The 25693-nt window shown below is 63.5% G+C and carries 19 protein-coding genes; 16 read left to right on the plus strand and 3 right to left on the minus strand.

The features are described from left to right. Positions 1-262 precede the first annotated feature (262 nt). Positions 263-853 carry a TetR/AcrR family transcriptional regulator gene (locus tag MESAU_RS25345; protein WP_015318879.1) on the minus strand — a complete coding sequence of 197 codons (591 nt, stop codon included), beginning with the start codon at positions 851-853 and terminating at the stop codon, positions 263-265. A 491-nt stretch (positions 854-1344) separates the two neighbouring features. Here MESAU_RS25345 and MESAU_RS25355 point away from each other — a divergent pair, with 491 nt between their 5' ends. Then, positions 1345-4521, plus strand: a complete 3177-nt coding sequence (locus tag MESAU_RS25355; RefSeq protein WP_015318881.1) for an efflux RND transporter permease subunit — start codon at positions 1345-1347, stop codon at positions 4519-4521. Between the two features lie 15 nt (positions 4522-4536). Next, positions 4537-5688, plus strand: a complete 1152-nt coding sequence (locus MESAU_RS25360; protein WP_015318882.1) for an efflux RND transporter periplasmic adaptor subunit — start codon at positions 4537-4539, stop codon at positions 5686-5688. A 43-nt stretch (positions 5689-5731) separates the two neighbouring features. Here MESAU_RS25360 and MESAU_RS25365 read toward each other — a convergent pair whose 3' ends face one another. Beyond that, on the minus strand, positions 5732-6640 hold the full coding sequence (locus MESAU_RS25365) for a LysR substrate-binding domain-containing protein (protein WP_015318883.1): 909 nt from the start codon (positions 6638-6640) through the stop codon (positions 5732-5734). Between the two features lie 100 nt (positions 6641-6740). Here MESAU_RS25365 and MESAU_RS25370 point away from each other — a divergent pair, with 100 nt between their 5' ends. The 8 genes from MESAU_RS25370 (at position 6741) to MESAU_RS25405 (ending at position 16551) form a co-directional block, all read left to right on the plus strand. Next, on the plus strand, positions 6741-7529 hold the full coding sequence (locus tag MESAU_RS25370; RefSeq protein ID WP_015318884.1) for a HalD/BesD family halogenase: 789 nt from the start codon (positions 6741-6743) through the stop codon (positions 7527-7529). Between the two features lie 118 nt (positions 7530-7647). Beyond that, the gene (locus MESAU_RS25375; protein WP_015318885.1) at positions 7648-8340 is read left to right on the plus strand and encodes a GntR family transcriptional regulator; all 693 of its coding nucleotides are present in this window, start codon (positions 7648-7650) and stop codon (positions 8338-8340) included. Between the two features lie 34 nt (positions 8341-8374). After that, positions 8375-9481 carry a mandelate racemase/muconate lactonizing enzyme family protein gene (locus MESAU_RS25380; RefSeq protein ID WP_015318886.1) on the plus strand — a complete coding sequence of 369 codons (1107 nt, stop codon included), beginning with the start codon at positions 8375-8377 and terminating at the stop codon, positions 9479-9481. Between the two features lies 1 nt (position 9482). Further along, a complete protein-coding gene (locus MESAU_RS25385; protein ID WP_015318887.1) occupies positions 9483-10667 on the plus strand; it encodes a mandelate racemase/muconate lactonizing enzyme family protein in 1185 nt (394 codons plus the stop codon). Positions 10668-10931: 264 nt separating this feature from the next. Then, on the plus strand, positions 10932-12596 hold the full coding sequence (locus tag MESAU_RS25390; protein ID WP_015318889.1) for an ABC transporter substrate-binding protein: 1665 nt from the start codon (positions 10932-10934) through the stop codon (positions 12594-12596). Between the two features lie 70 nt (positions 12597-12666). After that, the gene (locus MESAU_RS25395) at positions 12667-13620 is read left to right on the plus strand and encodes an ABC transporter permease (RefSeq protein ID WP_083883283.1); all 954 of its coding nucleotides are present in this window, start codon (positions 12667-12669) and stop codon (positions 13618-13620) included. Then, entirely contained in the window at positions 13617-14495 is an 879-nt protein-coding gene (locus MESAU_RS25400; RefSeq protein WP_015318891.1) for an ABC transporter permease, read from the plus strand. Before MESAU_RS25395 ends, MESAU_RS25400 begins: the two co-directional genes overlap by 4 nt. Next, the gene (locus tag MESAU_RS25405) at positions 14488-16551 is read left to right on the plus strand and encodes a dipeptide ABC transporter ATP-binding protein (RefSeq protein WP_015318892.1); all 2064 of its coding nucleotides are present in this window, start codon (positions 14488-14490) and stop codon (positions 16549-16551) included. Before MESAU_RS25400 ends, MESAU_RS25405 begins: the two co-directional genes overlap by 8 nt. Positions 16552-16565: 14 nt before the next feature. On the opposite strand, the gene MESAU_RS25410 is transcribed toward MESAU_RS25405, so the two are convergent. Further along, positions 16566-17468: a LysR family transcriptional regulator gene (locus MESAU_RS25410; RefSeq protein ID WP_015318893.1), complete on the minus strand. Its 903-nt coding sequence runs from the start codon at positions 17466-17468 to the stop codon at positions 16566-16568. A 115-nt stretch (positions 17469-17583) separates the two neighbouring features. Between MESAU_RS25410 and MESAU_RS25415 the strand changes: the two genes are divergently transcribed. The 6 genes from MESAU_RS25415 to MESAU_RS25440 all read left to right on the plus strand — a co-directional run bounded on the left by MESAU_RS25415 (position 17584) and on the right by MESAU_RS25440 (position 25688). Continuing rightward, positions 17584-19239, plus strand: coding sequence for an ABC transporter substrate-binding protein (locus MESAU_RS25415; RefSeq protein ID WP_015318894.1), 1656 nt, complete (start codon positions 17584-17586; stop codon positions 19237-19239). A gap of 265 nt (positions 19240-19504) precedes the next feature. Then, positions 19505-20302, plus strand: a complete 798-nt coding sequence (locus tag MESAU_RS25420; protein ID WP_015318895.1) for a DUF427 domain-containing protein — start codon at positions 19505-19507, stop codon at positions 20300-20302. Positions 20303-20376: 74 nt separating this feature from the next. Beyond that, positions 20377-21141: an SDR family oxidoreductase gene (locus MESAU_RS25425; protein WP_015318896.1), complete on the plus strand. Its 765-nt coding sequence runs from the start codon at positions 20377-20379 to the stop codon at positions 21139-21141. Positions 21142-21595: 454 nt separating this feature from the next. Then, positions 21596-22570 carry an ABC transporter substrate-binding protein gene (locus MESAU_RS25430; RefSeq protein WP_015318897.1) on the plus strand — a complete coding sequence of 325 codons (975 nt, stop codon included), beginning with the start codon at positions 21596-21598 and terminating at the stop codon, positions 22568-22570. A 74-nt stretch (positions 22571-22644) separates the two neighbouring features. Continuing rightward, complete coding sequence (locus MESAU_RS25435; RefSeq protein ID WP_015318898.1) at positions 22645-23712, plus strand: quaternary amine ABC transporter ATP-binding protein; 1068 nt, start codon at positions 22645-22647, stop codon at positions 23710-23712. Continuing rightward, positions 23709-25688, plus strand: a complete 1980-nt coding sequence (locus tag MESAU_RS25440) for an ABC transporter permease (RefSeq protein WP_015318899.1) — start codon at positions 23709-23711, stop codon at positions 25686-25688. Before MESAU_RS25435 ends, MESAU_RS25440 begins: the two co-directional genes overlap by 4 nt. Positions 25689-25693 lie beyond the last annotated feature (5 nt).

The following is a 25693-nucleotide window of genomic DNA, read 5'->3' on the forward strand; positions in this document are numbered from 1 at the left end:
CAGCTATGCACAATTCATTGTTGCCGAATCATTGGGCAACTCGTAGGTTCTGGTTGTCGGCCATCTACTCCTCCCAGATGCGATGCCGACGCTGAATGGGGCGCACCTCCTCCCGCGCCACATTCGAAATCGAGCCCGCTGCCACCTCCTCCCGGCAGCGGGCTTTTTTCGTTCAGTCAACGGGAAATAGCGTGCTGCCTATAGGGCAGCAGACATCGTTTCGGTCACGCGACCGCAAAATCACCAGCAGCCACGGCAATACTTAACCGGCGGCAGTGCCCCGGAAGGAAACGATCAGTCCTTCAGCCATCCGCACGAACTGCGTGCTCGGGCCCTCGGCACCGACGGTCTGCACGCTGACCCGCGCACCTTCAAACAGCAGCGACAGCGTATCGGCGAGAAGCTCGGCCTGGCCGATGCCGGCATCCCGGCAGAGCCCGACCAGGCGTTCGCGCTGGGCTTCCTTGAGTTCCTTGATGACGCGCCTTGCCGGATGATCGGGTTCGGTCAGCTCGGCGGCGGCGTTGGCCATGTCGCAGCCACGGCCGTCGGTGTTGAGCATGGCGGCGGCCTTGCGAACCCAGGCATGAAGTTGAGCGAGTTTGTCACCCGGATGCTCGGCCTCGAACGTTTCCCACATCGCGCCAGCTTTCAGTGCGTTGGCGCGCAGGCATTCGACGATCAGTTCGTCCTTGGATTCGAAGTGACGATAGAGCGTCATCTTGTTCGTGCCGGCAGCCTCGGTGATGGCGTCGACGCCGACGCCCTTGATGCCGTGCTTGTGGAACATGTCACGCGCCGTCTCCAGAATCCGATCCCGGGGACGAGAGCGCTCCACGACGCCGTCTGTCATCATGATCTCCTTTCGTTTCCAAAAAACCCTCGGCCACCTCTTGACTAGGGTGTTACCGGTCTGTAACTTCCAGAATGTTACTTACTGGTAACACCTATATCGTCCGTCGTCAATAACAAGGTCGTGAACTGGTCCTACCAGATCGAGATGGACGAAAAGATTGCCAATCATGCGGCCTCGGCCGGTGAAGAGATGAAAAACGGTTCGTGAGCACGGGCTGCGAATCGACAGACAAGGAGCCGGCCAATGCCACAGCGCCGCGATCTTACCATAGATGAGGCCGTCCGGGATCCGATGATCCGGCTGGTCATGAAGGCAGACGGGGTCGACCCCCGCGCGTTCGAGAACATGTTGCGCTCGCTTGCCGATGGGCAGCGTCGCGAGGTGCCGTTGCTGCGTTCACGGGAAGGGTCCCGGGACGGGCGCGGGCAGTTGTCCAGGGTCGCCAGCGCCTTCGGGCGGGCAAGAGCGGCCGGAGAGGCGTGCGTGTCGTGGTAAACTTCTTCATCCATCGTCCGATCTTCGCCTCGGCGATCGCCATCATCATGGTGCTCGCCGGCACGATTTGTTATTTCCTGCTGCCCGTCTCGCAGTTTCCGGACATCACACCGCCGCAAGTCGTCGTCAGCGCCCACTATCCGGGCGCCAGCGCGCAAGTGGTGGCAGACACGGTGACGACGCCGCTGGAGCAGCAGATCAACGGCGTGCAAGGCATGACCTACATGTCCTCGACGAGCTCCAATGACGGCTCGTCGACCATCACCATCACCTTCGATGTCGGTTATTCCCTGAGCACGGCAGCCGTCGACGTCCAGAACCGCGTCTCGCAGGCCGCCTCGTCGCTGCCGGCGATCGTCAACCAGGGCGGCGTGACGATCAAGAAGCAGAACCCGAACTTCGTGCTCATCGTCAACCTGACCTCGCCCGACCATTCGGTCGATCCGGTGGCGCTCTCCAACCTTGCCTATCTGCAGGTGGTGGATCCGCTGAAGCGGCTGCCTGGTGTCGGCGACGTGCAGATTTTCGGCGAACGGCGTTATTCGATGCGCGTCTGGCTCGATCCGGACAAGCTCGCCAATCTCGGCATCACCGCGGTCGATGTGCAAAATGCCATCGCCGAACAGAACGTCCAGGTGGCGGCCGGCAAGATCGGCCAGTCGCCGGCGCCCGCCGGCACCGCCTTCGAGATGCAGGTCAACGCCGTCGGCCGGTTGAGCGACCCGAAGGAATTCGGCGACATCGTCGTGCGTGCCAACACCGACACCGGCTCGCTGGTGCGGCTGCGCGACGTCGCCCGTATCGAGCTTGGCGCCCTGCAATATTCGTCCTCGGCCTTTTTCGGCAAGGACCCGACCGTGGTGCTCGCCGTTTATCAGATGCCCGGCTCCAACGCGCTCGATCTGCAGCAGCGCGTCAAGGACAAGATGCAGGAACTGTCGGCCCGTTTTCCCAAGGGCGTCGACTATGCGATGCACTACGATACGACGCGCTTCGTCTCGGCCTCGATGCATGACGTGCTGATCACGCTTGGCGAAGCCCTGGTGCTCGTCGTCGCCGTGGTCTTCATCTTCCTGCAAAGCTGGCGCACCACAATCATCCCGACGATCGCCATCCCGGTGTCGCTGGTGGCGACGCTCGTCATCATGGAGATGATGGGCTTCTCGCTCAACATGCTCTCGCTGCTCGGCATGGTGCTGGCGATCGGCCTTGTCGTCGACGATGCCATCGTGGTGGTCGAGAATGTCGAACGACAGCTCGAGGCCGGACTGAAACCGCTGGCGGCGACAAAGGCCGCCATGGCCGAGGTCACCGGCCCGATCATTGCGACCACCGCGGTGCTGATGGCGGTGTTCGTGCCGGTTGCCTTCATTCCCGGTGTCTCCGGCAAGCTCTACAACCAGTTCGCGCTGACGGTGGCGATCTCCGTCGGCATCTCCGCCTTCAACTCGCTGACGCTCAGCCCGGCGCTCAGTGCAGCCTTCCTGCGCCATCGCGGCGAAACGCAATTCTTCCTGTTCCGCTGGTTCAATACGGGCTTCGACAGACTGTCGCATGCCTATGCCAATGGCGTGCGCATCCTTATCCGGCTGCGCTGGATCATGCTTGGCCTCTTCGCCGCCGGCCTGGTCGCCACCTACTTCGTCTGGCAAAAGCTGCCCTCGACCTTCCTTCCGGTCGAGGACCAGGGCTATTTCTTCGTCGTGATCCAGCTGCCCGACGGCGCTTCGCTGGAGCGTACCGATGCAGTGGCACAGAAGGCGCGCGACATCCTGCAGGCAACGCCAGGCGTCGACATCGTCGGCTCGATCAGCGGCCTGAACTTCCTCACCAGCGCGGCGCAGTCGAACTCGGCGGTCGAGTTCGCCATCCTCAAGCCGTGGGAGGAGCGTGGCCCCGACCAGAGCGCCTCGAAGCTCGTCGGCGACGTGCGTGGCAAGCTGATGCAGATTCCGGAGGCTTTTGCGCTCTCCTTCGATCCACCCTCCATCCCCGGCATCGGCACCACGGGCGGCTTCGAATTCGTCGTCGAGGACCTCACCGGCCGCGGCAGCACGGCCCTCAACGACGCCACGCAAGCGGTGATCGCCGAGGCCCGCAAGCAGCCTGAAATCAATCCGCAGCAGCTGTTTTCGCCGTTCTCGACCTCGACGCCGCAGTTCAACTACGATCTCGACCGCGCCAAGGCGAAGCTGCTCGGCCTCAACCTGCCCGACGTCTTCAACACGCTGCAGATCTATCTCGGCTCGCTCTACGTGAACGACTTCAACCTGTTTGGCCGCACCTTCCGGGTGACCATCCAGGCCGACAAGGATTCACGTGCCGGTGCAGCCGACATTTCACGGCTCTATGTGCGCAATGCCTCCGGCGGCATGGTGCCGCTCAGCACGCTGGGGAAACTGGTGCCGTTCGTCGGCCCGGAAACCGTGCCGCACTACAACAACAACGCCTCGGCCAGCATCAATGGCGGCGCCGCTCCCGGTTATTCGTCGGGCCAGGCGGTCGCCGCCATGGAACGGGCCGCGGCGACCGCGCTGCCCAGGGATTTCGGTTTCGAATGGACCGGCATCACTTTCCAGGAGCTCAAGGCGGGGTCGATCGCGTCGGTGGTCTTTGCCCTCGCCATCGTCTTCGTCTTCCTGATCCTGGCGGCGCAGTACGAGAGCTGGGCGATGCCCTTCATGGTGCTGCTGGCCGTGCCGCTCGCACTGTTCGGCGCGTTCGCCGCACTTTGGGTGCGCGGCATGCAGATCGACGTCTATTCGCAGATCGGCTTCGTCATGCTGATCGGCCTGGCGGCCAAGAACGCGATCCTGATCGTCGAGTTCGCAAGACGGCGGCGCGAGGAAGGCCTCAGCATCGTCGAGGCATCAATGGAGGCCGCCCGGCTGAGACTGCGGCCGATCCTGATGACCGCGTTTGCCTTCATCCTCGGCGTGGTGCCGCTGATGATCGCCACCGGTGCGGGTGCCGCCAGCCGCCAGTCCATCGGGACCACCGTGTTCGGCGGCATGGTCGCCGCGACCATCCTGTCGCTGGTGTTCGTGCCGGTCTTCTACGCGGTCATCGAACAGCTGCGCGAACGGCGCGGCGGCGACGAGCCCGCTTCTCAACACACTGAACCAACGGCCAAACCCGCCTTTCCTCCTCTGGCGGAAGCGGCCGAATAAGATTGGAGAATCATCATGCGTAAATGGAAAATCGCGTTGGGAACGGCTGTCGCGCTGGGTGCGATCTCGGTGGCCAGTGTCCACCTGCTGGACATGGGCAATCTCAGCCTGAATGCCGGCACGGCCGGGGCCGCGCCGGCTCCAGCAGCGTTCGTCATGCCGGTGCCGGTGGCGAACGTGGTCAAGAAGACGATCCCGATCTATCTCGACTATGCCGCGCGGACCGAGCCGATCCGCAGCATCACGCTGCAGGCACGCGTCCCCGGCTATTTGCAGGAACAGACGGCGCAAGACGGCGCCGACGTGCGGCAAGGCGACCTGCTCTACAGGATCTCGCCCGATGACTTCCAGGCCTCGCTCGACCAGGCGAAGGCACAGGTTCAGCGCGACACGGCGACCCTCGATTATGCACGTTCCAATCTCGGCCGCGGTACCGAACTCGCCAAGAGCGGCTACCTGGACAAGGACAGCTTCGACCAGCGCACCAGCACCTTGCGCGAGGCGCAGGCGTCGCTGGCGCTGAACCAGGCGGCTGTGCGCACGGCCGAGCTCAATTTGAGCTACGCTGAAATCCACGCGCCGTTCGCTGGACGTCTGGGCCGCAACCAGGCTTCCGTGGGAACGCTGGTCAGCGTTGCCGGCACCGTGCTCAACACCCTGGTGCAGCTCGACCCAATCTACGTCACCTTCAATCCGAGCGAGACGGATCTGGCGCAGATCGAGGAAGCGCGTGCCGCCGGCCCGATCGAGGTCGAGGTCCTGCTTCCCGGTGAGACCGAGGCCCACCAGAAGGGCGAGCTCACCTTTATCGACAACACGATCGATCACTCGACCGGCACGATCACCGCACGCGCCACAATCGGCAACGCCAAGTTCACGCTCTTGCCTGGCCAGTATGTTCGCGTGCGGCTGCACGTCAAACAACAGCCCGATGCGCTGATGGTGCCGCAGGTCGCACTGGGATCAAGCCAACTCGGCAAGTATCTCTATGTCGTCGGCAAGGGCAATACGGTCGACCAGCGGCTGGTTTCGCTGGGGCCGACCAGCGGCGACATGGTCGCCATTCTCAGCGGCGTCGCTGAAGGCGACCAGGTGATCACAGGCAATCTGCAGAAGATCGGCCCCGGAATGCCGATTTCGCCCCTGCCACAGAAACCGGCTACCTGACTCCCCCGCAGGCCCGGTTTCCGCGCGGCGCCCCGACCTTTTCTCAGGTCGCGGGCGCCGTTTTCACGAGCAGACCGACCAAAGCGGCGACGTCGGCGCGGTCGGCCTTGGCTGGCGGCATGAAGGCGCAATAGGGGTGACCAAGGCGCACCGAGACCGATGACAGCGCGATCAGGCGCCCTGCCTCCAGATCGGCCTGCGCCATCACCCGCTGGCCGAGGGCAATGCCCAGGCCGAGCCTCGCCGAGGCGATCGCCAGGCTGGACAGGCCGACGCGGCGGCCATGCGACGGGTCGGGCGACCGGCTGGATCCGCATGCCGCGAACCAGTCGGTCCAACTCGGGTGCGAGGCATAGTTCGGTCCCCAATTGGTATGGATGAACTGGCTCTCATGCAAATCGGTGAGCCTCGCATCGCCATTGCCGTGCCGCTGCCAGAATTCCAGCGCGCAGACCGGCAGCACCTCGTCATGGACCAGGCGGACCATCCGCAGGCCGGGATAGTGATAGTCGCCATAGCTGATGCGCACGTCGACATTCTGGCGCACCAGATCGATCGGATCATCCTCGGCTCGCACATCGATCGCCATATGTGGGAAGGCATCCAGGAGTACGGCCAGCCTCGGCGCCAGCCACAGCTCGGCAAGCGAGAACGGCACGCTGACGACTAGTCGCGTCCTCAGGCCCCCTTCCAGCATGCGCTGGCCGATCGCGGCAATGTCGCCGAGCGCGCGCGCCGTCTGCGGATACATGGCGTGCCCGGCATCGGTCAGCGCGATGCGGTTGCCCGTGCGCACGAAAAGCTGCTTGCCGAACCAGGCTTCGAGATTGCGGATCTGCTGGCTGACCGCCGCCGAGGACACGCCGAGCTCGGCTGCGGCCAAGGTGAAGCTGCCTGACCGGGCCGCGACCTCGAACGCCTTGATCGCATTCAGCGGCGGCAGCCGGTCCAAATCAGGCTCCTGAAGTTTTTCTTGGCCAATCCTAATAATTTCCGGTGTTGAGAGAAAGAATTTTTTGCCGTCTTCTGTGCCTAACGTTGGAGCACATGACATGAAAGACATTCTCGATCTCGACCGCTATCCGCTCGACCGTGAAGGCAGCGTCGAATGGAACCGCCTCGTCGGACAGTCGAGCGCGGCGCTGGAAGCCGACGGCATGTTCAATCTCGAAGCTTTCTTGAAGCCCGGCGTCGCCGAACAGGCGGTGCGGGAGATCAAGCCGGTCATGGACACGCAATCCCATGTCCACAAGCGCATGCACAACATCTACTTCAAGCCGAGCATTCCCGAACTGGCGCCCGATCATCCCGCATTGCGCAAGGTCGAGACCGTCAGCCACACGGTCTGCGCCGACCAAATTCCCGGCAGCACGGTGATGGCGATCTATGAGTATGAGCCGCTGGTGCGTTTCCTCGCGGCGACGATGGGCAAGGCAAAGCTGCACGTCATGGAGGATCCGCTGGCCCGCACCAATGTCATGGCCTATCGCGCCGGCGAAGCGCTGAACTGGCACTTCGACCGCTCGGAATTCACCACCACCTTGCTGCTGCAGCAGGCGCAACGCGGCGGCGACCTCGAATACCGCACCGATCTCAGGTCGGATGACAACCCGAACTACGAGGGCGTCGCCCGGCTGCTCGAAGGACGTGACCCCGACGCCAGGATCCTGCGCATGAAACCAGGCACGCTGAACGTGTTTCGCGGCAAGAACACCGCGCATCGTGTCACCACGGTCAAAGGTGAACGCGAACGGATGATCGCGGTGTTCTCCTACTATGAGAAGCCAGGCGTGATGTTCAGCGAGGAGGAGCGCGTCGGCTTCTATGGCCGTGCGGCTTGACCCAGCCCTTCGCACCCCGGCCCGGGCCGCGAAGCGAAGATAAGAATTCGAGCAGAGCCTCTTGTTAGATTGTCGACAATCTGATTGTCTCTGCTCTGTTCTCGCGGGAGTGGGGCGGATGGTGAAGACGAAATTCAGCCCGATCGCCGACACGACACGCCGTGCCGAAATCGTGGCACTGCTCAGACGCGCGATCCTGACCGGTCAGCTCGAGCCAGGCCAGAAGCTCAACGAGCTCAGGATTTCCGAACAGATGCGGGTCAGCCGCGCCCCGCTGCGCGAGGCGATGCGCGAGCTGGTCCAGGAAGGCATACTGACCAGCATTCCCTATGCAGGCACCTTCGTCATCAATGTCACCGCCAAGGACATCGACGACGTCTATTCGCTCAACAAGGTGCTCGACGAATTCGCCATCGAGCGGACGTGGGAACTGCGCGACCAGCGCTTTTTCGATGAGCTCGACCGGCGCCACGAGGCGGTGAAGCAGGCGACGCGCGACCGCGACACCACGCGCCAGATTGAGACCGCGCTGCAACTGCATGGCCTGATCTATGAATGGGCCGACAATTCAGTGCTCTTGGAAACCTGGCAAAGACTGACCAGCCGTTTGCAGATGTATTTCGCCTTGCACCAGCAGGCACGCAACGAAGCCGTGCCCGCCGAAGACGTTCACGAGACTTATGTGCGGCTGCTCAAGAGCGACGACATGCGTGCCGCCCAGCGCCACGCACGCGAGCATATCGACCACGATTTCGAAGAGCTTCTTGCCTATGCGCGCGGCCTCGAAAAGCGTTCGTCGAAAGGCGCCTGACCCTCCCCCTCACCGCGGATAATGGATACCCCACGTGCAGATCGAAACCATCAAAGCCTATCACGTCGTGCAGCCTTTCGTGGATGGCCCCTATCGCATGTCCAAGGGGCGTGTGGCCGACTGCTTCGACGCGGTGATCGTCTCCATCACCTCCGACAGCGGCGTCACCGGCTGGGGTGAGATGGCGCCGCTCGGCAATTTCTACTCGGCCGCCTTCCCGGCCGGCACCCGAGCCGGCGTGCCGGAGATCGCACCGCACCTTATCGGCCAGGACCCGTGCGGGCTGGCCAGCATCGGCCGACTGATGGACACGGTGTTCAAGGGCCATCCCTACATCAAATCGGCGCTCGACATGGCCTGCTGGGATCTGGCGGCGCGTGCCGCCGGCGTACCGCTGGTGACGCTGCTCGGCGGCAGGGAAAGCGACACGGCCGAACTCTACAAGGTCGTCACCCATGGCACGATCGATCAAATGGCCGCACTTGCCAAGCGCATCGTCGAGGACGGTTTCCGCCGGCTCCAGGTCAAGGTCGGCGGCAATGTCCATGACGACGTCGAGCGCGTCATGGCGGTCGCCGCCTCGGTGCCGAAAGGCACTGTCATTTTCTGCGACGCCAATGCCGGGTGGACACCATACCAGGCGCGTCAGTTCACTGACGCGACGCGGGCGATCGACTATACGTTCGAGCAGCCTTGCACGACGATCGACGAGAACATGTCGGTGCGCCGCATGCTCGACAAGCCGATGGTGCTCGACGAATCCGTCACCTCGCTGGAGGCGATGCTGGAAATCCATCGCCTCGGCGCGGCGGACGGGCTGACGCTGAAGATCTCGCGGCTCGGCGGCGTCACCAAGACCCGGCTGATCCGTGACGTCGCCGTCGATCTCGGCTTCATGATCACGGTCGAGGATACCGGCGGCGCCGAGATCGACACATCCGCCATGGCGCATCTGTCGCTGTCGACGCCGGAGGAGCGCCGGCTGCACGCGATCGCCTTCCATGAATGGGTGACGGTGCGCACCGCGTCGAACGCGCCGCCGGTCACCGGCAGCCGCATGGGTATTCCCGCCGGCCCAGGCCTTGGCATCGACGTCGTTCCAGACCTGCTCGGCAAGCCCTTCTTCGAAGTTGGACGCTGAGATGAAGATCCGCGGCATCAAGGCCACGCCGATCAATCTTCGCCTCGAAGCGCCCTATGCCTGGGTGTTCGGCGAACTCGACGGTTTTTCGCCTGTTATCGTCGAAGTCGAGACCGAGGACGGCCTTGTCGGGCTGGGCGAAGCACCGACGCCGGCAGCGGCCGCCATCATCAATGATGTTCTTGCCCAGCGGCTGGTCGGCCGCGACGCCTTCGACATTGCCGGCGCCGAACATGTCTGCCTGCCGTTTTGGACCGGCGTGCAGTCGATCAACGACCGCACCCGCATCACGGCCTTCGGCGCCATCGAGATGGCGCTTTGGGACCTGCGCGGCAAGGCCTGGAACCAGCCGCTCTATCAGTTGCTCGGCGGGGCCGTGCGCAAGGACATCCCGTTCACCGACTATTTCTCGCTGCGCGGCGATGGGGATGGTGTCAAGGGCGAGACGACGCCGGAAGAAGTCGCCGACTATTGCGTGGAACTGCACGAGACACACGGCACGACCTTCTTCGAAGGAAAATTCTCGACCGACGACCCAAGGATCTCGCTGAGAATGGTCGAGCTGATCCGCGAAAAACTCGGCGACGATGCGATGATCCGCATCGATTCGAACCAGGCTTACTCGCTCAGCACGGCGCGGCGGCTTGCGCGGCCGCTGGAAGAGCTCGGCGTGCGCAACTGGGAGGATCCGGTGGCGACATCAGAGGAGATGCGCGAACTGCGCCGCCATTGCTCGATCCCGTTCTCGACCCACAATATCGACATCGCGCGCGCCATGGACCTCAAGGTGCCGGATGCATTCGTCGGCAACCCGACCGCGCATGGCGGCATCGGCCGGATGCTGCGCTTTGTCGGCGCCTGCGAGCACGCGGGCATCGATTTCTGGTGCTACAGCGGCGACAGCGGCATCGGCAGCGCGGCCTACCTGCATCTGTGCGCAGCACTCGGCTGGATCCGGGAGCCGAACCAGTCGCTGTTTCGTATGCAACCTATGGACATCACCGAGGAGGGGCCGTTTTGCCCCAGGAACAATACGGTGCGTGTCCCGGAAGGTCCCGGTCTTGGTGTCACCTTGTCGCGGGAAAATCTCGCGGCGTGCCATCGCGACTTTGCCGAGAACGGCCCTTGCAACAAATATCACGACCCGGCCAAGCCCGGGACATATCGCCGTTTGCCGCTGAACTAGGAGAACGACACGGGAAAGGAGACGTATTTCAAGAACAAGAGTCCGCCGCCGCGATCGATGGCGACGGCAGGAGCGGACGGGTGGAAGCATTGCTCAAGAAAATCTGACCCCCGCGCCGCAAGGATCGGATGGACCAGGAAAAACCGCATGCTACAGTCCCGTGCGACTGACATCGTTGATGGCCGGGACAGGAGAACTCCACGGACTTCGTCAACTGAAAAACGCATTCATCAAACCATAAGAAACAGGGGAAGGGTTAAACCCATGATCAAGAACTACCGCATTCTCGACCTGATCCGGCGCAATCGCTCGCCGCTTGAAAATCACCTGATCGACGGCCTCGTCGACGGCCGTGTCAGCCGCCGCGACTTCATCCGCCATGGCAGCCTGCTTGGCCTGTCGCTGCCGCTGCTTGGAGGCATCACCACGGCTGCCGGCCTTGGCGGCATGCCGTCGCTGGCGCGCGCCCAGGGCGCACCCGGCGCCACCATCCGTGTCGCCAGCAGCGTGCCGGCGGCAGCCATCGATCCCGTCACGATCGCCGACGCCGGCGGCCTGCTGATCATGCAGCAGGTTGCGGAATTCCTCTGCGTCGACGGCCCCGACCTGGTGCTGCAGCCCGCGTTGGCCGAGAGCTGGAAGCCGAACGACAACGGCTCGGTTTGGACCTTCAAATTGCGCAAGGGCGTGAAATTCCACAGCGGCGGCGAAATGAAGGCCGAGGACGTGGTGGCGAGCATCGACCGCCTGGCCGATCCGGCAAACTCATCCAACGCGCTGTCGGTGTTCACCGGTATCCTGTCGAAGGGGGCCAGCAAGAAGGTCGACGACTACACGGTGGAATTCCACCTCGACGCGCCGAACGGCAATTTTCCTTACATGGTCTCGTCGGACAATTACAACGCCGTCATCATCCCGGCGGACTACAAGGGCGACTACGAGAAGAGCTTCGATGGCACCGGCCCGTTCAAGGTGGAGAAATACACGCCGAAGGTCGGCGCTTCCTTCGTCCGCAACGAGAACTACTGGGGAGCGAAGGCGCTGCCTGACCGTACCGAGTTCACCTTCTTTACCGACGTGCAGCCGATGATCCTGGCGCTGCAGGGTGGGCAGGTCGACATCATCAACCAGATGCCGGTGCTGGCCGGCGTGGCCCTGCTCAACGATCCGGGCTTCGAAATCATCAGCCTGAAGTCGTCGGCTCACCAGCAACTGCATCTGCGCTGCGACGACGGCCCATTGAAGGATGCACGCGTGCGCCGCGCCATCGCGCTCTGCCTCGATCGCGACAAGCTCGCCGCCGGCCTGATGAAGGGACGCTCGGCGCTTGGCAATGACAGCCCATTCGCCGCGGTCTACCCCTCGACCGATACGAGCATACCGCAGCGCAAGCAGGACATCGCGCAGGCCAAGCAGCTCATGGAAGCGGCCGGTGCCGGCAAGGGCTTCAAGATCACGCTGACCACCGAGCGCTATCTCGAAATCCCCGAATATGCCCAGCTCATCCAGAACTGGGTCAAGGAGATCGGCATCGAGCTCGAACTCAACATCCTCGACCAGAGCGCCTATTATGGCGACGCGGTGTTCGGCAAATCGAACTGGCTGGATTCGGTGATGGGCATCACCGACTATGGCCATCGCGGCGTGCCGAATGTTTATCTTGCCGCTCCCCTGAAGAGCGACGGCACCTGGAATGCCGCGCACTTCAAGAACAAGGACTACGACGCGCTGGCGACCAGCTATATCGCGGCGCTCGACCTCGAGGCGCAGAAGGCTGACGCCGGCAAGATCCAGAAGCTTCTGCTCGAGGAAACGCCTGTCATCTTCGGCTATTTCTATGACTACCTGACGGCGACGGCGAAGGGCGTGGCCGGCGTGCAACCGACAGCCATGTCGCAGCTGTTCCTCGAAAAGGCATCGAAGGCGTAAGCGAAAAGGGAAAGCCAGTCCTCTAACAGCCAGCTCCCCCGGGGGGCTGGCTTTGCAAGGAGTCTTAGCCATTCTCTCCTTTTTTGCGCGGCGTGTGTCCCTGTCGCTGGTGACGCTGTTCCTGCTCAGCATCATGGTGTTCCTGGGCGGCCAGGTCCTGCCTGGCAATGTCGGGCGCGCGATCCTCGGCCCGTTCGCCGACCAACGCGCGGTCGACGCGCTCAATCACACGCTCGGCGTCGATCGCCCGCTGCTCACCCAGTACTGGAGCTGGATCTCGAACTTCGTCCAGGGCGACATGGGCACGTCCTACATATTCCGCTCGCCGGTGGCGCCCTTCGTCATCGGTGCGCTTGGCAATTCGATGAAGCTGGCGGCGGTCGCCTTCGTGCTGGTGGTGCCGATCGGCATCCTCGGCGGCGTCATTGCCGCACTCAACCTCAATCGCCCGCTCGACCGCATGATCAGCCTCGGCGGCCTGTCGGTGACGGTGCTGCCGGAATTCGTCACCGGCATCATCCTGATCCTGATCTTCGGCGTGTGGCTGCGCTGGCTGCCGATCTCGGCCGCGTGGCCCAGGGATGCCGGCTTCTTCACCCAGCTCTATTACCTGATCCTCCCGTCGCTGCCGCTGTTCCTGGTGCTGTTCGGCTATATCGCGCGCATGGCGCGTTCCGGCATGATCGAGGCGCTCGATTCCGACTATACGCGAACCGCCGTGCTCAAGGGCCTGCCCTGGCGCACGGTGATCTGGCGCCATGTGCTGCGCAATGCGCTGTTGCCGACCATCACCGTCATCGCGACCCAGACCGGCTATCTCATCGGAGGCCTTGTCGTGATCGAGACGCTGTTCCGTTACCAGGGAATCGGCTCGCTGATCTTCACCGCCGCGCGCGGCAAGGATTTTCCGATGCTGGAATCCGGCATCCTCACCATCGGCATCGTCTATGCGGTGGCCACATTGATCGCCGACTTCCTCTACTCCGTGCTGAATCCGCGCATCCGCCTGGGGTCAGACCAATGAGCGCCGTGCAGGCCCCCTCCCCCGCACAGGACGACATGCGGCGCCGCGGCCCGCTGGCCGAAGTCTTTTTCTCCCTGCTGCGCTCGCGAACGTTCCTTGTCGGCATCGCCATCGTGCTGTTCTGGGTTGCCTGCGCGCTGTTTGGCGAACATTTCGCGCCCTACGATCCGCTTGCCGACGACATCATCAACGCGCTGGCGCCGCCTTCGGCCGAACACTGGTTCGGCACCGACCAGATCGGCCGCGACGTCTTCTCGCGCGTCATCGTCGGTTCGCGCGATATCCTCACCGTCGCGCCCCTGGCGACCTTGCTGGCGACGGTCGCCGGCACCGCGCTCGGCCTGCTCACCGGCTATTTCCGCGGCATCGTCGACGATGTCGTCAGCCGCATCCTTGAAGCCTTCATGGCGATCCCCGTGGTGATCGTGGCGCTGCTTGCCATCGTCGCGCTGGGCACGTCCAAGACCACCGTCATCATCGTCATCGGGCTGAGCTTCGCGCCGATCATCGCGCGCACCGTGCGTTCGGCGGTGCTGGCCGAGCGCGAGCTCGACTATGTCGCCGCCGCACAGCTCAGGCATGAGAGCGCGCTGCATACGATGTTCGTCGAGATCCTGCCCAACGTCATCCCGCCGATCCTGGTCGAGACCACGGTGCGGTTGGGCTACGCCATCTTCGCGGTCGCTACCCTCTCCTTCATGGGTTTTGGCATCCAGCCGCCGTCACCCGACTGGGGGCTCTCCATCTCCAGCAATTACGGCATGATCGGCGGCGGCTTCTGGTGGACGGTGCTGTTCGACGCGCTCGCCATCGCCTCGCTGGTGATCGGCGTCAACCTGGCCGCCGACGGCGTGCATGGGGCCTTCAATGACTGAACCCGCCAATACAACGACAGGGAAGGCAAAGGACGCGCTCGATATCAAGGACCTGTCGGTCGCCTACCGGGTCGCCGGCCGCAATCGCGCGGTGCTGCGCGATCTCAGCCTCACCATCGGCCAGGGCGAGGCCTATGGGCTGGTCGGCGAATCCGGCTGCGGCAAGTCGACGGTAGCCCTCACGGTGGTGCGCTACCTCCCGCGCAACGGCTCGATATCGGGTGGCGCCATCTCACTCGACGGCCAGGACGTGATGAAGCTCGACGCGGAGGCGCTTCGGCGCGCGCGCGCCGAAAGCGTCTCCATGGTCTATCAGGACCCGGGAAAGGCGCTGAACCCGTCGATCCGCATCGGCCGGCAATTGACCGAAATTTTCGAGCTTGGCGGCATCACGGGCCAAGCTGCCACCGATCGCGCCATCGCCATGCTGAACCGCGTGCGCATCTCCGATCCGCCAAGCGTCATGCAGCGCTATCCGCACCAGCTGTCGGGCGGCATGCAGCAGCGCGTGGCGATCGCCATGGCGCTGGCCAACGATCCCTCGATGCTGATCCTCGACGAGCCGACTACCGGCCTCGACGCGACGGTCGAGGCCGAGGTGCTCGACCTCATCGCGCAGCTCAGGCAGGAACTGTCGGCGTCGATCCTGTTCATCAGCCACAATCTCGCCGTCGTCTCCAACATGTGCGACCGGGTCGGCGTGCTCTATGCCGGCATGCTGGTCGAGGAAGGACCGACCGATGTCGTCTTCAACGATCCGCGCCACCCCTACACGGTGGCGCTGCTGCGTTGCCTGCCGCGCGGCGGCCAGCGCAAGGACCAGGGCCGGCTCGACACCATCCCTGGCTTCCTGCCCGGCATCGGCGCTGACATCAAGGGTTGCGCCTTCGCCGACCGCTGCGCGCTGGCCACCGACCGCTGCCGCACCGAATTGCCGCCGCTCTATGATCTGACCGACGAGCGCGGGAGGCGGCTGTCGCGCTGCCACTACCACGACCAGGCGCAGGCCCTGCCACGTACCACGCCCGCCAACGTTGTGCCCGCACCGAAACCCACGACGGCGCCGGTGCTGCGCGTCGCCGGGCTGAACAAGACCTACGCCAGCCACGGCCATGCACTGCGCGCCGTCAAGGACGTTTCGCTCGATCTCAGGCCCGGCGAGACGCTCGGGCTGGTCGGCGAATCCGGCTCGGGCAAGACCACCTTCGCCAGGCTGCTGCTCGGGCTGGTGCCTCCCGATGAGGGCGGCACCATCGAGCTCGAGGGCAGGGCGCTGGCGCCGAAGCTGGAGAACCGCGGCGACGACCAGGTCAAGGCGATGCAGATCGTCTTCCAAAACCCGGACTCCGCCCTCAACCGCTCGCATTCGATCCGCCATCTGATCGGCCGTGCGCTGAAGCGGCTGGCGGGCTTGAGGGGTGCCGCACTGGAGGCACGCCTCAACGATCTCGTCCGCTCGGTGCGGCTCACCGACCGGCATCTGGCGGTCAAGCCGCGCCAGCTTTCGGGCGGGCTGAAGCAGCGCGTCGCCATTGCGCGTGCCTTCGCCGGCGATCCGCGTATCGTCGTCTGCGACGAGCCGACCTCGGCGCTCGACGTTTCCGTCCAGGCGGCGATCCTCAACCTGCTCGCCGACCTGCAGGCCAAGGAAGACGTCAGCTACATCTTTATTTCGCATGACCTTGGCGTGGTGCGTTATCTCTCCGACAAGATCGCCGTGCTCTATCTCGGCCGCATCATGGAGATCGGGCCATCGGAGGACGTTTTTTCCGGACCGCATCACCCCTACACCGAGGCGCTGCTATCGGCCGTGCCCAAGCTCGATCAGGCCGAGACGGCACGCATCCGGCTCGATGGCGAAATCCCCAGCGCCACCAACCCGCCATCGGGCTGCGTCTTCCACACGCGCTGCCCACGCAAGATCGGGCCGATCTGCGAACAGCAGGAGCCGCCGCTCGCCGAGGCCCAGCCGGGGCATTCGATCCGTTGCCACATTCCCTATGCCGAGTTGAGGCGGCTGCAGAAACCGGCGGCGGTCGCAGCCCTGCCGGCGTAAGCGGCCCGCATCGATCACGCCTGGCCGGTCATGCTGAAGGAGCGGTCCCCCTCGGCAAAGCCCTGATCACCGGTCCAGTCCCTTGTCAGCGTCCGCAATCCGGTCAACGCGACGTCGAGCACATCCGAAGATGCGGGATTGCTGGGATAGGCGAGATAGATCGGCCGCTGAAACACAGGCGCATCCTCGATGCGTTTCATCTCACCGTTCTCGATGTAGCCGCTGACGGCACTGAGCGGCAGATAGGCCGCGGCTTTTTGCGACAGCACGTGCTGCAGGCCGATGAAGACCAGCCCGGCCGAGATTGCCGGCTGCACCATCCCAGCGAAGGCACGGTCGTGCTCGATGCGGAATTCGAGCCCCCAATCCATCAGGATGTAGTTTTGCGTCCACGGTCCTGGCTGTGCGGAATGCTGGACAAGCACGACCTGATCGACGGCCAGCGTCTCGTAGACGATGCCGGGATGCGGCCGCGGCAGATAGAGAATGCAGATGTCGAGCAGTCCTTCGGCCAATTGGTCGATCGCCAGGTCGGGAAAGCTTCCTTCGAGCCGCAGCGCCACGTTCGGCCGCTGGGCCCGCATCCACGCGATCCATGGCGAGGTGACGCGATCCCAAAGATAGGCGGGCGCGGTGAAGCGCAACAGCGACTCGTAACCGTCGGGAACGGCGATGTCCTGCCGCGATTGCTCCCAAGTGCGGGTGATGGAGGAGGCATGCGGCAGGAACTGCCGGCCAGCCGGCGTTAGCGTGACGCCGTCGCGATCCCTTACGAAAAGCCGGCGCCCCAACTGCTCCTCCAGCCCCCTTATCCGGGCGCTGACCGTTGACTGCGCGAGATTGAGCCGGCTGGCCGCGACGGTGAAACTGCCATGCTCGGCGACCTCCAGGAAGCTGCGCAGGTTTTCGGTATCCATGCCATCACTCCAGCATCGAAAATTTCGATGGGCCCCATCAAAAAATATCGCTTTCCGGTCGCGGTCAACAATGACCTAAATGGCCACTCTCCCGAGGGCAACGAGGAATGCAGCCATGCCAAGGCATTTCATGACGATCGACGCCGCCCGCAAAAGCCTCACGGAAATCGAAAATTCCGCTGTCGACGAGTTGCTGGCAGGCAGGCTCGACCGGCGTAATTTTCTCCGCCACGGCAGCATGCTTGGCCTGTCGCTGCCGTTGCTTGGCGGCATTTTGGGAGCGGCCGGTTTCGGCACGCGGAAGGCCCGCGCCGAGGGCAAGCCGGGCGGAACGGTGCGTGCCGGCGTGGCCACGCCCGGCGGGGCCATCGATCCCGTCACCTTCTATGACAGTGGCAGCTATCAGCTGGTTTTCCAGACCGCCGAATTCCTTTGCATCACCCAGCCGGATCTGACCTTGAAGCCGGTTCTGGCGGAAAGCTGGTCGCCCAATGCGGACGGCAGCGTCTGGACCTTCAAGCTGCGCAAGGGCGTAAAATTCCACAATGGTGAGGAATTCAAAGCCGACGACGTCGTCGCAACGTTCGACCGGCTGGCCGATCCCAACGGCGCCTCCAACGCGCTGTCGGTGTTCAAGGGCCTGTTGTCGAAGGGTGGAACCCGGAAGGTCGACGATCACACCGTCGCCTTCCATCTCGATGCGCCGAACGGCAGCTTTCCCTATTCGGTGTCGATCGACAATTACAACGCCGTCATCCTGCCGGCGAGCTACAAGGGCGATTACGAAAAGACTTTTGAGGGTACCGGGCCGTTCCGGATGGAGACCTATACGCCGAAGGTCGGCGCGACCTTCGTGCGCAATCCCGACTATTGGGGCGAGAAGGCATTGCCCGACCGGCTCGAATTCAAGTTCTACGGCGACGTGCAGCCGCGCATCCTGGCGCTGCAGGCCGGCGAGGTCGACATTCTCGACGCGGTTCCGCTCGATGTCAGCCAGGTGGTGCTGAACAGCCCCGACATCATGGTGCTGCGCGTCCCCTCGACCGCGCATCGCCAGTTGCACATGCGCTGCGACATGGCGCCCTTCACCGACAAGCGCGTGCGCCAGGCGCTGGCGCTCAGCATCGATCGGTCCAAGCTGGTCGACGGACTGTGCCGCGGCATGGCGGCGACCGGCAATGACAGCCCGTTCGCGCCGGCCTTCCCGGCCACCGACAAGTCGGTGCCGCAACGCACGCAGGATATCGCCAAGGCCAAGCAACTCATGGAGGCGGCGGGGCTTGCCGATGGTTTCGACATCACACTGACGACGTTGCGCTACTCCGATATTCCCGGCTACGCGCAGCTGTTCCAGAATTTCGCCAAGGAGATCGGCGCCCGCATCTCGCTCAACATCGAAGACCAGGACAAATATTACGGCAAGGCCGTATTCGGCCAATCGGACTGGCTGGACAGGCCGCTCGGCATCACCGACTACGCTCATCGCAGCGTGCCGAATGTGTTCCTCAAGAGCCCGCTGGTCAGCGACGGCCCCTGGAACGCGGCGCATTTCAAGAGCCCTGCCTATGACGGCATGGTCACGAGCTATCTCAAGGCGCTCGATATCGGCGCGCAGCGCGCGGCAGCCTCCGACATCCAGAAACTGCTGCTCGACGAGACACCCATCATCTTCAGCTACTTCCCCGATCTCCTGGTGCCGGTGCGCAAGAATGTCAGCGGCTTGCCGCCGATCGCCGCCGGGCTGCTGCTCGATCGGGTGTCGCTGGGGTAGATGCTGCCAAGATCATGCTCGGCAGGCAGAAGCAATATTGGGCGGCTCCGTGTTTCGGGCGGTGAGGCTATCCGGCAACAGGCCCGCGACGAACGATGGGGGCCATCGCTCCAACGGTTCGACACCGGCAAACGCCCACCGTCCGGAAGCCCTCGCCGGCCGTCGGCCCAGCCTCATATCGTCCTAACCACGCGCCGACGACAGACAGAAACAGGAGACTACCATTCGCAAGCCTCATCTGCGCGGTCGCGGACCGCATTTCCCCGTGCTCGACACTATCGAGCAGTACGAGTTCGAGCCCGGCTATGTCGCCTTCACCATGCCGTCGCTGAAGCGGCTGCGGGTCCAGGTCGGCTCGATGACCGTTGCCGACACCACCAAGGCATTGGTGTTGTACGAATCCGATCATCTGCCGGTCTACTATTTCCCGATCGAGGACGTGCGCGAGGAGTTCCTGCTGCCCTCAAAGACGACGACGGAAGATCCGTACAAGGGCGTTGCCACGCACTACTCGCTCAATACAGGCATCACCTTGGTCGAAGACGGTGCATGGCGCTATCTCGATCCGGTCAAGGGTTGTCCGCCGATCGCGGGCTACATGTCGTTCGTGTGGAGCAAGATGGGCCACTGGTTCGAGGAAGACGAGGAGATCTTCGTGCACGCTCGCGACCCGTTCCGCCGCGTCGACTGCCTGCCGTCGTCGCGGCGCGTCCAGGTCATCCTCGATGGCGAGCAGGTCGCCGATTCACGGCGCGGCGTGTTCCTGTTCGAAACCGGCCACCCGGTGCGCCACTATCTGCCGATCTCCGACACGCGGCTCGATATGTTCGCGCCCAGCCGTTACATCTCACGCTGCCCTTACAAGGGCATTTCCAACTATTATCACGTGACCACGCCCAAGAAACGGCACGAGAACATGGTCTGGTACTATCCGGAGCCGGTGCATGAGGCAGAACGCATCAAGGGACTGGTCTGCTTCCACCACGAACTGGTCGACAAGATCCTGGTCGATGGGGTCGAGATCTCAAAGGAAGCCACGGCCGCGTCCGACGGATATTTCTAGGCATGCCGCAGCCCGCTGAAGGCTTGATCGAGATATAGGTCAGCGCATACCCTCCTTGAGGAGGAGGGCTATAGATGGATCTTTTCAAACTGGACGGCGACGTTGCGATGGTCACCGGCGCTGGCAGCGGCATTGGCCAGGCAATCGCGATCGGACTGGCCGAGGCAGGCGCCGATGTCGCTTGTTTTGGCCATGCGTCGAAGGGCGGGCTGGACGAAACCGCTCACCGGGTCACGGCACTCGGCCGCAGGGCGCTGGTGCTGACGGGCACGGTGACGTCGGAGAGCGACCTGGCCAGGGCCATCGATCGCGTCGAAGCCGAACTCGGTCCGTTGGCGGTCGCCGTCAACAATGCCGGCATTGCCGGCTCCGAACCGGCGGAGACACTGGCGCTGGAAACATGGCGGAAGGTGCACGAGGTCAATGTCGCCGGCGTGTTCCTGTCCTGCCAGGCAGAAGCGCGCAAGATGCTGGCGCGGGGCAAGGGCTCGATTATCAACATCGCCTCGATGTCGGGCACCATCGTCAATCGCGGACTGACGCAGGCGCATTACAATTCCTCGAAGGCCGCCGTCATCCACATGTCGAAGAGCCTGGCCATGGAGTGGGCCGACCGCGGCCTGCGCGTCAACGTCGTCAGCCCGGGCTACACGCTGACGCCGATGAACAAACGGCCGGAGGTGGCCGAAGAGGTGAAGATCTTCAAACGCGACACGCCGATGGGACGCATGGCGGCGCCGGAGGAAATGGTCGGGCCGACGGTTTTCCTGGCCAGCCGCGCGTCGAGCTTCGTCACCGGCCTCGACCTGATCGTCGATGGCGGCTACGTCTGCTGGTAAACAGGCCATGCGACCCGTGTCCCGCCGGCTACGCCTGCAGTCTGGAATTCTGCTTCTTCGCGGCGTTAGTCGTTGCGCGGCATGAACGTTGGTATATATATTTTCATCCTGTGAAACCGCGCTGGCGAGAAGGGGCTTGCCAGGCGATAGCCGAGAGCAATTCCGCTGGAAATGCTCGGGATCATGGGACCTTGATGGCTCGCATCTTGCAGGGCGCCGCAGGACTGACAATTGATCCGCCGACGATCGCTATCGCGGCGATCGATCGGCCATGAGACTGGCTGTCTCGGCAGCGTCCGTCATCACCGAAATCGAGCATCATCGCGCCTGTGCCAGCTTGGCCCCGACATGGCGAGAACGGTCTTGCACAACAGCCTGCCTTTCCAACACAATCAAGAAAAGACGCAACAAGGGAACGACCAATAACCGTCACAGCTTGAAGGAGAACCAAGCAATGCCATTCCGCAGTGTGATATCGAAATTCTCAGTGGGAGCTTTTGCACTTGCCGCGGCAAGTGTCCTGACGCCGACAGCGCAGGCAGCGGCGCCGGAATCCAACGACCCGATCAAGATCGCGCTGTTCGACTGGACCAGCGTCAATCTCAACGCCAAGATCCTCGGCGGCATCCTGGAAAAGCTCGGCTATACCGTCGAATACCCGACCGCCGACTATCTCTCCAGCCTGACAACCGGCCTCACCAATGGCGATATCGATGTCGGCCTGGAATTCTGGGATACGACGGCAGGCGAAGCGATGAAGGCCTCCGACGCCACGGGCCAGACCGAAAGGCTCGGCAAGCTCGGCCCGAAGGCCAAGGAGGAGTGGTGGTTTCCCGAATACATGAAGGAGAAATGTCCGACCTTGCCGGACTGGCACGCTCTGCTCGACGCCACTTGCGCGGCATCGTTCTCGACCGCCGAGACGGCGCCAAAGGGGCGCTATCTCGGCGGCCCAGTGACCTGGGAAGGGTTTGACGACGAGCGTGTCGCGGCGCTGAAGCTGCCCTTCACCGTGATCCATGCCGGCACTGATGCCGCGATGTTCGCCGAGTTGGATTCCGCCTATCAGCGCAAGGCGCCGATCATGCTGTGGATCTATTCGCCGCATTGGGCGCCTGCAAAATACAAGGGCGAATGGGTGCAATTCCCCGAATACACGCCCGAATGCTACACCGACCCGAAATGGGGCGTGAACCCGGACGCCAAATACGACTGCGGCAAGCCGCATGGCGAGATCTGGAAGTACTCCTGGAACGGCATGAAAGACAAATGGCCGGTCGCCTACAAAGTGGCCAAGGCCTACACGATCGACACCGACGAGTTGAACAAGATGAGCGGCGAGATCGATCTTGACGGCAAGACGCCGGAAGACGTCGCAGCCGCCTGGATCGCCGCTCACGAGGCAGACTGGAAAGCCTGGGCGCAGTGACCTCCGACTGGAAAGGGAGGCCCGGCTGTTGACCGGCCGGGCCTCAATTCCTGATGTTCCAGAAGGGCGACTGAATGACGGAAGCGATTGAACAGGCATCCGACGCGACGGATGCCCGCCCGATAAAACTTGCTTGCCGCAACGTCTGGAAACTGTTCGGCTCGAACGCCGCCAATTTCATCCGCGAGCGTGACGGCAAGGCCAGCATGGCGGAGGTTTCGGCGGCAGGCCTTGTCGGGGCGGTGCGCGCCGTCGACCTCGAAATCCGCCAGGGCGAGATCTTCATCATCATGGGCCTGTCCGGCTCCGGCAAGTCGACGCTGGTGCGCTGCATGTCGCGGCTGGTCGAGCCGACACATGGCAAGGTCGAATTCGAAGGCAAGGACCTGCTCAAGATTTCCGATGCCGCCCTGATCGAGCTCAGGCGCCATCGCATGGGCATGGTGTTCCAGAATTTCGCGCTGTTGCCGCATCTCAACGTGCTCGACAACATCGCCTTTCCTCTGAGTATCCAGGGACAGGATCGGACGAGACGCGAGGCGCGCGCCCGGGAAGTCATCGAACTCGTCGGTCTGCGCGGCCGCGAGCATTTCTATCCGCGCGAACTGTCGGGCGGCCAGCAGCAGCGTGTCGGCATCGCCCGCAGCCTCGCCACCAAGCCGGAGATCTGGTTTCTCGACGAGCCGTTCTCGGCGCTCGATCCGCTGATCCGCCGCGAGATGCAGGACGAGCTGATGCGGCTGCAGACCATGCTGCACAAGACCATTGTCTTCATCACCCATGATTTCGACGAGGCCATCAGGCTGGCCGACCGCATCGCCATCATGAAGGACGGCCAAGTCATCCAGATCGGCACGCCGGAGGAACTGGTGGTCAATCCGGCGACCGACTATGTCGCCGAGTTCACCCGCGACGTCGACCGCGCCAAGGTGATCTCGGCGCGCAGCCTGATGCGTAGCTGCGATGGCGCCGAGCACGGCGGCACGGTGGCGCCCGAGGCCAAGATATCGAGTTTTTCGGCCAGCATCGTTGCCGCCGGCAAACCCTTCGCCGTGATCAACGGCACCGGCATCCCAATCGGCGAAGTGACGCCGCAAGCGGTGATCGATCTTCTGGCTGGCATCGAGCGAGCCGGCGCATGACGGTAACGGCAAACGCCAGCCGGACAAGGCCGCCGATCCAACGGTGGCTGGTGACCTGGGTGCTGGCGCTTGCCGCCGTGCTGGTGATGTTCCTGCTGCAGGATAGGCTGCCATGGGCCGTCAACTACCCGGTCGAGCGGGTCGTCCCCGTCGCCGACTGGGTCAGCGCGCTGATGGGCTGGATCAAGCCGAACCTGTCCTGGCTGACGCGCTCGGTCACCGCGGTGCTCGGCGTGCCGCTCGACTTCGCGCTCAATCTCTTGGCCAAGAATTTCAAGTTCGGCCATGGCGCCGACGCTTTCGTGCTGCCGCGTTTGTCCTGGGTTGGCGTCTGCGCCGTCGCCTTCCTCGCCGGCCATGCGGCGGGAGGCAGGAAGCTCAGCCTGCTGGTTGGCGGATGTTTCCTCTACATCGCGCTGTTCGGCCAATGGACCAGTGCCATGCTGACCCTGGCGCTGATCTCGATCGCGGTGCCGTTCTGTATTCTCACCGGGCTATTCGCCGGCATCTGGGCCTGGCGCACCCCGTGGGCCGAGCGGCTTGTGGTCTCCCCAGCACTTGACCTGATGCAGACGATCCCGACCTTCGCCTATCTCATCCCGATGCTGCTGCTGTTCGGCAACAGCCCGGTCTCGGCGATGATCGCCACCGCCATCTTCGCCACGCCGCCGATGGTGCGAGCAACGATGCTGGGTCTGTCCCGGGTGCCGTCCGAGATCGACGATTTCAGCGAGATGGCAGGCTGCACGGCGCGGCAGAAATTGTGGCGCGTGCTGCTGCCGTCGGCACGGCCGACGCTGATGGTCGGCGTCAACCAGGTGATCATGCTGGCACTCAACATGGTGATCATCGCTTCGATGATCGGCGCCGGCGGCCTGGGCTACGACGTGCTTTTGGCGCTTCGCGCGCTCAAGGTCGGCGAGGCGATGGAAGCCGGCCTTGCCATCGTCGCGCTGGCCATCGCGCTCGACCGGCTGAGCCAGGCCATCGCCCATAAGCAGGCGAAGGGCAATGTCCACCAGTCCGCGAACCCGGGGTTCTGGCGCCGCTACCCCAATCTGACGCTCGCCATTGCGATTCTTGCCGTCACCACTCTGCTCGGCCTGTTCATACCCGCCTTCGCGGCCGTGCCCAAGGCGATCACCTTCACCACCGCGCCACTGTGGAAAGCGGCGGTGAACTGGGTGACGATCAACTTCTTCGATCTCATCGAAGCCTTCCGCGTGGCGCTGATCCTCAATGTGCTCAATCCGCTGCGCGCCTTCTGCGAAGGCTTCCCCTGGCTGGGCGCGGTGTTCCTGCTCGGCCTTGCCGGCTACCAGCTTTCCGGCCCGCGGCTGGCCGTCCTGGTGGCAATGCTGACCGCTTTCTGCGCGGTCACCGGCCTGTGGGAAAAGACCATGGCGACGGTCTATCTCTGCGGCATCTCCGCCTTCATCGCCTGCCTGATCGGCATTCCCATCGGCCTGATGGCTGCCCGTAGCGACCGTTTCGAAAAGATCGTCACACCCGTCATCGACACCCTGCAGGTGCTGCCGTCCTTCTGTTTCATCATCCCGGTCGTGATGCTGTTCAGGGTCGGCGACGTGACGGCGATGATTGCAACGATAGCCTTCGCCGTGGTGCCGGCGATCCGTTACACCAATCACGGCATAAGGCAGGTGCCGCCGGCACTGATCGAGGCAGCGAAAGTGTCGGGCTGCACCCCGCGCCAGACATTTTTCCGCGTGCAACTGCCGTTGGCGCTGCCGGAGATCATGCTCGGCGTGAACCAGACCATCCTGATGGCGTTGGCGATGATAATCATCTGCGCCATGGTCGGCACGCGCGATCTCGGCCAGGAAGTGTTCATCGCGCTGTCGAAAGCCGATTCCGGCCGCGGCATCGTCGCCGGCCTCGCCATCGCCTTCATCGGCATCGTCGCCGACCGGCTGTTCAATGCCTGGACGGCCAAGGCGCGGGCAAGGCTTGGATAGCGGCG

It is taken from the genome of Mesorhizobium australicum WSM2073, assembly GCF_000230995.2.
Lineage (GTDB): Bacteria > Pseudomonadota > Alphaproteobacteria > Rhizobiales > Rhizobiaceae > Mesorhizobium > Mesorhizobium australicum.

Coding starts and splice junctions, on each gene's coding strand:
- MESAU_RS25400 (WP_015318891.1), top strand. CDS start 13,617: ATGAGCGCCGTGCAGGCCCCCTCCCCCGCACAGGACGACATGCGGCGC.
- MESAU_RS25410 (WP_015318893.1), bottom strand. CDS start 17,468: ATGGATACCGAAAACCTGCGCAGCTTCCTGGAGGTCGCCGAGCATGGC.
- MESAU_RS25375 (WP_015318885.1), top strand. CDS start 7,648: ATGGTGAAGACGAAATTCAGCCCGATCGCCGACACGACACGCCGTGCC.
- MESAU_RS25425 (WP_015318896.1), top strand. CDS start 20,377: ATGGATCTTTTCAAACTGGACGGCGACGTTGCGATGGTCACCGGCGCT.
- MESAU_RS25415 (WP_015318894.1), top strand. CDS start 17,584: ATGCCAAGGCATTTCATGACGATCGACGCCGCCCGCAAAAGCCTCACG.
- MESAU_RS25440 (WP_015318899.1), top strand. CDS start 23,709: ATGACGGTAACGGCAAACGCCAGCCGGACAAGGCCGCCGATCCAACGG.
- MESAU_RS25385 (WP_015318887.1), top strand. CDS start 9,483: ATGAAGATCCGCGGCATCAAGGCCACGCCGATCAATCTTCGCCTCGAA.
- MESAU_RS25435 (WP_015318898.1), top strand. CDS start 22,645: ATGACGGAAGCGATTGAACAGGCATCCGACGCGACGGATGCCCGCCCG.
- MESAU_RS25370 (WP_015318884.1), top strand. CDS start 6,741: ATGAAAGACATTCTCGATCTCGACCGCTATCCGCTCGACCGTGAAGGC.
- MESAU_RS25430 (WP_015318897.1), top strand. CDS start 21,596: ATGCCATTCCGCAGTGTGATATCGAAATTCTCAGTGGGAGCTTTTGCA.
- MESAU_RS25405 (WP_015318892.1), top strand. CDS start 14,488: ATGACTGAACCCGCCAATACAACGACAGGGAAGGCAAAGGACGCGCTC.
- MESAU_RS25390 (WP_015318889.1), top strand. CDS start 10,932: ATGATCAAGAACTACCGCATTCTCGACCTGATCCGGCGCAATCGCTCG.
- MESAU_RS25345 (WP_015318879.1), bottom strand. CDS start 853: ATGACAGACGGCGTCGTGGAGCGCTCTCGTCCCCGGGATCGGATTCTG.
- MESAU_RS25360 (WP_015318882.1), top strand. CDS start 4,537: ATGCGTAAATGGAAAATCGCGTTGGGAACGGCTGTCGCGCTGGGTGCG.